Annotated in this window: 8 protein-coding genes and 1 pseudogene; 8 read left to right on the top strand and 1 reads right to left on the bottom strand. The window is 33.4% G+C overall.

Annotated elements, in window-relative coordinates; translation table 11 throughout:
• The 8 genes and pseudogenes from RR554_RS11295 to RR554_RS11260 all read left to right on the top strand — a co-directional run.
• A pseudogene (locus RR554_RS11295) lies at positions 1 to 1,149 on the top strand (hypothetical protein); the annotation flags it as partial.
• A gap of 19 nt (positions 1,150 to 1,168) precedes the next feature.
• Positions 1,169 to 1,507 carry an LPXTG cell wall anchor domain-containing protein gene (locus RR554_RS11290; protein WP_332468051.1) on the top strand — a complete coding sequence of 113 codons (339 nt, stop codon included), beginning with the start codon at positions 1,169 to 1,171 and terminating at the stop codon, positions 1,505 to 1,507.
• Complete coding sequence (locus RR554_RS11285; protein ID WP_332468050.1) at positions 1,497 to 2,306, top strand: WxL domain-containing protein; 810 nt, start codon at positions 1,497 to 1,499, stop codon at positions 2,304 to 2,306. Before RR554_RS11290 ends, RR554_RS11285 begins: the two co-directional genes overlap by 11 nt.
• A gap of 28 nt (positions 2,307 to 2,334) precedes the next feature.
• Positions 2,335 to 3,138 carry a WxL domain-containing protein gene (locus RR554_RS11280; RefSeq protein ID WP_332464438.1) on the top strand — a complete coding sequence of 268 codons (804 nt, stop codon included), beginning with the start codon at positions 2,335 to 2,337 and terminating at the stop codon, positions 3,136 to 3,138.
• A gap of 246 nt (positions 3,139 to 3,384) precedes the next feature.
• Positions 3,385 to 4,461, top strand: a complete 1,077-nt coding sequence (locus RR554_RS11275; protein WP_332464437.1) for a DUF916 and DUF3324 domain-containing protein — start codon at positions 3,385 to 3,387, stop codon at positions 4,459 to 4,461.
• Positions 4,462 to 4,479: 18 nt separating this feature from the next.
• Positions 4,480 to 5,145, top strand: a complete 666-nt coding sequence (locus RR554_RS11270; protein WP_332464436.1) for a hypothetical protein — start codon at positions 4,480 to 4,482, stop codon at positions 5,143 to 5,145.
• A 19-nt stretch (positions 5,146 to 5,164) separates the two neighbouring features.
• On the top strand, positions 5,165 to 5,911 hold the full coding sequence (lepB, locus tag RR554_RS11265; protein ID WP_332464435.1) for a signal peptidase I: 747 nt from the start codon (positions 5,165 to 5,167) through the stop codon (positions 5,909 to 5,911).
• A gap of 28 nt (positions 5,912 to 5,939) precedes the next feature.
• Positions 5,940 to 6,977, top strand: coding sequence for a DUF916 domain-containing protein (locus tag RR554_RS11260; protein ID WP_332468049.1), 1,038 nt, complete (start codon positions 5,940 to 5,942; stop codon positions 6,975 to 6,977).
• A 45-nt stretch (positions 6,978 to 7,022) separates the two neighbouring features.
• Here RR554_RS11260 and RR554_RS11255 read toward each other — a convergent pair.
• Positions 7,023 to 7,295: chitobiase/beta-hexosaminidase C-terminal domain-containing protein (locus RR554_RS11255; protein WP_332464433.1), on the bottom strand; the 273-nt coding region annotated here is incomplete at its 5' end.

Genomic DNA, 7,295 nt, shown 5'->3' with positions numbered 1-7,295 from the left:
CCAACTCCTAAAATCAATAAAATTGCCCGTGCGTTGACTAAAGACGATAAAGGAAACCAGATTCCACAAGGAGATGGCACTCCTCTTACTGAAAATGATTGGAAAGGTAAGATAACAAAAGTTAATAATACACTGTCTTACCGAATCGCAGTACAAATTCCAGGTAAAACTGGAGAAGATAGTCAAAAAGCAATTTACAATGCCAAAATAACAGATAAAATACCAGATCATCTAACCTTCAATAAGGAAGATGTTAAGGCGTGGAGTTATAAAAAGGGTGACGAGCTTGGTCTACCGATTAGATATAAGACAGATGTAATTGGTGTAGATGGAAAACATCAGTTTAATATGGGAGACATTGATTTAGTCAATTCAGAAGCTACACCAATAGCTAATCCGATTGTTGAGTACGATGAAACTGAACGTATGTTAACCGTTGGTGTAGGTGATCGTAGTAAAAATACTGGTGATAAGTATGATGCATATGGTTACGAGGGTAGCAACAAGTACGGACATCTATCACCTGGTGATAAAGTAGTAATTGAATTTCCTACAACGGTGACATCGGATGCGGTGAAGAATACAATTTCCAACACCGGGAAAATTACTGGATTTAGTGCAGAGGAAGTAACTTCAGATCCTTTAGAGTATAAAAAAGTTTCAGCAACATCAAATGAAGCATTAAGTCCAGGTGGTGACGTTTCTGGTGAGCTACTACTAGTTTCAGCACCAAGTAACATCACATTTGCTAATACTAATTTGATTGATTATAACAAGACAATTGGTTCTGATAAAGATAGCATCGATTTTCCATTAGTTGTCAAAGATACGTTGAAAGATAAAAAATGGCAAATCACAGTCAGGTTAACCGAAGAGATGAATTATAAAGAAGGCGGACAGACATACGAATTACCCAAATCTTTGATACTTACTTATAATAAAAAACCAACGCCACTTGGATATAACGACGTGGGTGTGGTTTATCAATCAAGTAAAGAAGATCTTGAAAGTACCAAAGAAGATTTTAATATTTCAAATGATTGGGGTAAAGGTGAAAACGAGGACGGATTGAAAATGAAGGCTTCTAAAATACCTCATGCAGGTAAGTATAAAGGAACAATGGAATGGACGTTAGAAAATACGCAGTAGGAATAGGAGACAAGTAGACATGATAAAAAAATTAAATGTAACTAAAATCTTGCTTTTATCCTTACTGATAATTGGTTTAGGAAGTACATCTACTCATGTATATGCAGATAAAAAAGCAACAGAAGGGCAAAATGAAGCTGATGTAGAGTTTTACAAACCAACACCTTCTAAACCAGATCCTGTAAAACCAAAACCAGACGATCCTAAACCTAAAGAAATCTTTCCAGTAAAGATTTTACCAAAAACTGGTGAAGAAAATTTACCTGATGGAATGAGGATATTGGGAATGAGCGTTTTAGGTTTAACGGTGATTTTCTTCATGAAAATGAAGAAGGTAGGTGATACGAATGAAGAATAACATTACTAAAATACTTTTTATTTCGTTGATATCTCTTAGTGTGTCGTTGATACCTAAAAACGTTAATGCTGAAAAATCAGCTAAAGAACTAACTGGTAATGGAAGCATAACTTATGAAGTATCTGACTTTGAAACGCCACCAGTTGATCCTGAACATCCTGAGAAAAAGGTTGATCCAGGAGAGGAATATACTAAAACAACTGGTTTGTTAAGGTTTGATTATATTCCAAGATTACATTTTGGTGCACAAGAGATATCTAGTAAAGATCAAAGTTACCAAGTAAATGCGCAATTGTTTAAAGATGATACGGAAGCTCGCCCTAATTATATCCAGGTTACAGATAATCGAGGAAGTATAGCAGGGTGGGAAGTGTCTGTTAGACAAGAGACCCCTTTTCAAAATGAACAAACTAAAAATAAAGTGTTAAAGGGGGCGGTTCTTTCTTTTGATAAGCAGTGGGTAAATTCGACTATGCCAAAAGAAACTCAGCCAACTGTTATGAAAGATGCTATCAAAATCGATGAAATTGGAGCAAGTTATCCAATTGCCAAAGCTGAAAAAGGAAAAGGTGCTGGTACTTGGGTTGTTCCATTCGGATCAACAGGGGAGGTGGAAGGTCAAGAAAAGACGCTAACACCATTATTGAATGCAGACGGTAAACCGGTCACTGATGCTTCATTCAATAATAAACCCATTTATAAAAATTCAGGGATACAATTATTTGTACCTGGAGCAATACAAAAGGACCCGGTAAAATATAAAACCGTGCTAACTTGGACATTGTCTGAGCTATCATAAATTTAGAAAAAATAGGAGGAATTACATAATGAAAGCAACAAAATTAATTACAACAGCAGCAGTAGCAACATTAGGATTAACTCTTTTAGCTCCAACAGTTTTAGCAGAAGGTGGAGACGCTAAAAAATTAACAGGAAATGGTAGTATTACTTATGAAGAAGATACTTCAACAAACCCACCTGTTGACCCTGAAATCCCTACAGATCCAGTAGACCCAATTGGACCAACTAACCCCGATGGTGGAGCTTTATCAGTAGATATGGTTCCTAACTTGAAATTTACAGATGACAAAGGTCAAAATGCTAAAATTTCAACACAACAAGGACATTATCAAGCAGCAGCAGCAAAAACAAAGAATAAAAAAGGTGACGATGTAAAACGTGGTAACTGGGTACAAATTACTGACAAACGTGCTTTAAAAGACAACAAAACAGCTGGTTGGGAATTAAAAGCTAATATGACTCAACAATTTAAAAATGCAGATGGTGGTGTCTTAAAAGGAGCTACTATTGACTTTACAAATCCAGCAGTAACAACAGATATTGAAAATGGATTTGGTGCTGGTAACCCAACTGGTGTTATTCCAGGTATTACAGCAACACCAACAGTTCAATTATCAGAAACTGGTGGAGCTAAACCAATGGCTAAAGCAGCAGCTGGTTCAGGATTTGGTACTTACATGATTCAATATGGACGTTCAGATGAATTTAATGGTGGAACAGATACAAGTGCAAACTCAATTAAATTAACAGTTCCAGCAAACACTCCATTAGCTGCATCAGAATATACAGCTAAAATTACTTGGACAATTGGTGATATTGATACTATTTAATTAGATGGTTTTTATATTATCTGATATAGGGAAGGTCTAGAAAACCCATTTTCTAGATCTTCTTTTATTATTAAAAGAAAATATTGTAGTAAATTTAGTTTCTTTGAATATATTTAACGTAAACTTTAAAAAGAAGATTAGATAACTACAATTTGCCACGCATCTTATATTGCGTATAGGGATTTTGTCGCTTATAATGATTAGAGGACTATAACGACGACATTTTATGAATGGTGAGGAAAAAATATGAAACGAATAAATAAATTAATTCTTTTAATAAGTAGTGTAATTGTTTTTTTCGGAGTAACTACAATATCAGTAAATGCCCAGGATAAATTAGAAGGGACAAGCTTTTCTAAACAGGTAAAACATCCAGATAACCAAATAACTAGTGGCGAAGCACTAAATTTAATGATGAAACCTGGCCAAAAACAAAAAGTAAACGTTGAACTAAAAAATTATAGTGACAAAGAAATTACTGTCGAAGCAAAGGTATCCGGTGCTAGAACTAATGGTAGTGGAGGTATTGAATATAGCCCATCTAATTTTAAAAAAGATAAATCTATGAAATATGATTTACCTGATTTAGTAAAAGTTCCTGCTGAAACTAAAGTACCAGCAAAAGGAACGGTTGATTTAGTTTTGGATATTTCAATGCCAGAGACAGCTTATGATGGTATTGTCTTAGGTGGTATCGAATTATCAGAAAAAGGTCAAAAATTCGAAACACAAGATGAAAAAGGAGCAACAATCGAAAATAAGATTGCGTTTCTCTTTGGTGTGACGTTGAGAATGAATAAGACTGAAGTAAAACCTGACTTTAAACTTAGAAGTGTTAAAGCGGGATTACAAAATTATCGAAATGCTATTATTGTTAGTCTTGGTAATATTCAAAATCTAGCAGCGAAAGACTTAGTATTAAATGCTGAAATTACTAAAAAGGGTAAAAGCGAAGTTCTTTATCAAAAGAAAGCAAATGATGTGACAATGGCTCCTAATTCAATTATGGAGTATCCGGTTAGTTTAGATGGAGACAGGATGGTAGCTGGAGATTATACGGCTCATATTGTTTTGAAGGGCTATGACAAGGAATGGAAATGGGATGAGAACTTCAAAATTACTGACGAAGAAGCAGATCGGTTTAATAAACAAGATCCATATTTAGTTCAAGAAAGAGGATTAGATTGGAAAATGATAGCCTTAATCGTTGGTGGCGTTTTAGCACTTGTTATCATTGTTGTGGTTATTTTGAAGGTAACTAAAAAGAAACCAGCGAATAAAAAGGAAAGTTCTTCTAAGAAGAAATCATCAAAACGTAAGTAAGAGAAAGTAGGGAAGTAAATGAGTACATTTGATATAGTTTTAATAGTAGGAATTTCCGTATCTATTTTACTTTTCATTTTGATGATGGTCTCTCTTGTTCAATTTATTATTTCGAAAAAGAATGTTACGGCTCTGCAAAATGGTAAACCTAAGGACAGAAAAAAAAGAAGGAAATGGAAACGTGAAGTTCGACAGGCTGAAAATCAAAAATCTAAAAAATTAAGATTAACTTTGTTTAGCTTTTTAGCCTTTCTGATTTTTGGAGGAGCTTCTGGTTATGCCAAGTATTATCAGGCGACAACTATTACTGATGAGGATACAGAAAATATTGTTTATGCTTATTACTTATTGGATCAGTTGGAGCAACAGATTAAAGATATTGATGGTAAATCTGAGAAAAAAGCATCAGATAATATTCATTCAATAGCTGTTTCACTATCATCTTTTGCTTCCAAAAAAGGAAGTAATCAAAGTGTTGAGGAAGCACAAATATTACTCAATCAATATTACGCAAGAGTAGGACAATTTGGTGTTAACGTAAGTTCTCAAAATTTTGAAGCTTTAAAGAAAGATAAGGAAAAACAAGCAGAATATTTAGATGATATAAAAGTGGTGAGGCAGACTCAGAAAAAAGTGATAGATTACTACAAAATTGATGAGTCTTCTTTAAAAGAAAAAAAATAGTGACAAAGGATGACTAACTATGAGTAAAAACCATAAGAAAAGTCATAAACGAAGTCATCAAAAAAGCCGTTCTAAAAACCGAAAAAAAGATGAGAATGCATTAAAGAAAAATAGTCATAAAAAGAGACATAAAAAAAATCATCAAAGAAAAAGTAGTTCTTTACATAAGAAAAGAAAAGTTAATACTTCGAAAAATAAAAAAAGAGAAAAACGCAAGGTAGTAAAGAAAAATACTAAAAAAGTATTAGCCTTTAAGATAGGTGCTGCCGTGCTTATTTCTCTTTTATTGTATACTGCTATATTTATGCTCTTTTTTACAGTAGGTAAGATGGACGGTTATTCGATGTTAACAAGTCTAGGTAACGATGATATTGTTGCTGTTAGTCGTGGAAAAACGATGAATAGATTTGACTTAGTTTATATGAAAACACCAAATGGAAAAGGGAATTCTGTCCGACGTATTATCGGCATGCCTGGAGACTCCCTATATTATAAAGGTGATGAGCTATATATTAACGGAGAAGGCAAAGAAGAAAAATACTTAGTCGCTAAGAAAAAATCGTTAGATAGTATGATATTAACAGATGATTTTACTTTGGAGGATGTGACAGGGAGTCAAACGGTACCAAAGGGAAGTTATTTTGTTCTTGGAGATAATCGGAAAAGTTCTACAGATAGTCGGTATTATGGGTTTGTTTCAGAAAAGGAAATTATCGGAAAAGTAAATGCAAGGATTTTTCCAATAAGCAAGTTTAAAATTTTTTAACAAACTAAGAGATAAAGGATACGACGTAATGATAAAAAATAAACGAATTAAACCATCATTAGTATTTTTAATGATTTTAGTTACCTGTGTGATGTTGACAAAAAATAAAGCGAATGCTGAAGAGCAAGATCCATTGGGATTTACATATGAAAATGTTCATCCCAAAAACCAGATTAGTGATCGTGACTACTTTGAGTTAAAAGTGAACCCAGGTGATAAACAAACCTTGGTAACTAAAGTGACTAATAATAGTGATAAGGCTAAAACAATTCAAGTTACAGTAAGTGATGCCACAACAAGTTCAACAGGCGTTATTAATTATGGTGCAAGTAAAGAGAAATTGATTGGTGAGGAACCGTTAGCAATCAGTGAGATGATTGAAGCGCCTACTCAAATAAAAGTAAAACCAGGAGAAACAGAAGAAATTAAATTTAAATTAACAGTTCCCAGAGCGAAATTTGACGGACTTGTACTTGGAGGTATTCGTTTAAAAGAAATAACTAAAGAAAGCACAGAACCGATTAAGGATGGTGCTTCTTTACAAAATGAATATTCTTATATTTATTCAATTTCAATAAAAGAAAATGATAAAAAAATTGAGCCAGAAATAACATCATCAGGAGCGAAATATAGTCAAAAAGCTTACGTATCTATTAATAACGTCAGACCTATGATAGCGTCTAAAGTAAAAGCAGAGACGCTGTTAATGGGAGAAGATTCAGATAAAGTTTTGAAAGAATTTAAAGTAAGTGATTACCGAATTGCGCCCAATTCAACATTAGCTCTTCCTCTTGAAGGAACGGATGATTTAGAGTTAGGCAAATATCGTACGAAAACTACAGTATTCATAGATGACAAAAAGTGGGATTTTGAAAATAAATTTGAAGTAACTAAGGAAAATAAAGAAAAGAAACAGGATGTTCTGTTTGAAGAAACACCAAAAGAAAAAACAATAAATTGGTTAGTTATTATCCTGATTGTGGTTTCGTTTATAGCAACAACAGCAGGAATTTTCTTTATTATTAGCAAAAGTCAGAAGAAAAAAAAGACACCTGATAAAAAATAAACAAGTGAATCATTCTTTTATACTGAAAGAATGATCCACTTGTTTTTATTTACTTACAATCGGTCCCCAATTATTAGGTTCAAAAGCACGAATAGTTAATTTATCATTAGTTGATGGAATACTATCCTTACTGTATTTTACAGCAGATTTTGAAATAGTTCCATCGGCGCCCATTGGGTCAGTTCCATCTGTTGTGTAGTAGATAGTTGCCTTTTGACTTGAGCTAAATAGTAATTGTTGATTTTCTTTCTCTACTATTTGAACGGGATTTAAAGTATGAGCCATGTTATATTTTTTCCACATATCTTGTGAGAAAGC

The sequence above is a fragment of the Vagococcus sp. genome (assembly GCF_036639995.1).
GTDB lineage: Bacteria > Bacillota > Bacilli > Lactobacillales > Vagococcaceae > Vagococcus.
Note: the sequence above shows the minus strand (reverse complement) of the source record. Positions and strands in the feature narration are given on the sequence as shown.

Coding starts and splice junctions, on each gene's coding strand:
- RR554_RS11275 (WP_332464437.1), top strand. CDS start 3,385: ATGAAACGAATAAATAAATTAATTCTTTTAATAAGTAGTGTAATTGTT.
- RR554_RS11260 (WP_332468049.1), top strand. CDS start 5,940: ATGATAAAAAATAAACGAATTAAACCATCATTAGTATTTTTAATGATT.
- RR554_RS11285 (WP_332468050.1), top strand. CDS start 1,497: ATGAAGAATAACATTACTAAAATACTTTTTATTTCGTTGATATCTCTT.
- lepB (WP_332464435.1), top strand. CDS start 5,165: ATGAGTAAAAACCATAAGAAAAGTCATAAACGAAGTCATCAAAAAAGC.
- RR554_RS11290 (WP_332468051.1), top strand. CDS start 1,169: ATGATAAAAAAATTAAATGTAACTAAAATCTTGCTTTTATCCTTACTG.
- RR554_RS11280 (WP_332464438.1), top strand. CDS start 2,335: ATGAAAGCAACAAAATTAATTACAACAGCAGCAGTAGCAACATTAGGA.
- RR554_RS11270 (WP_332464436.1), top strand. CDS start 4,480: ATGAGTACATTTGATATAGTTTTAATAGTAGGAATTTCCGTATCTATT.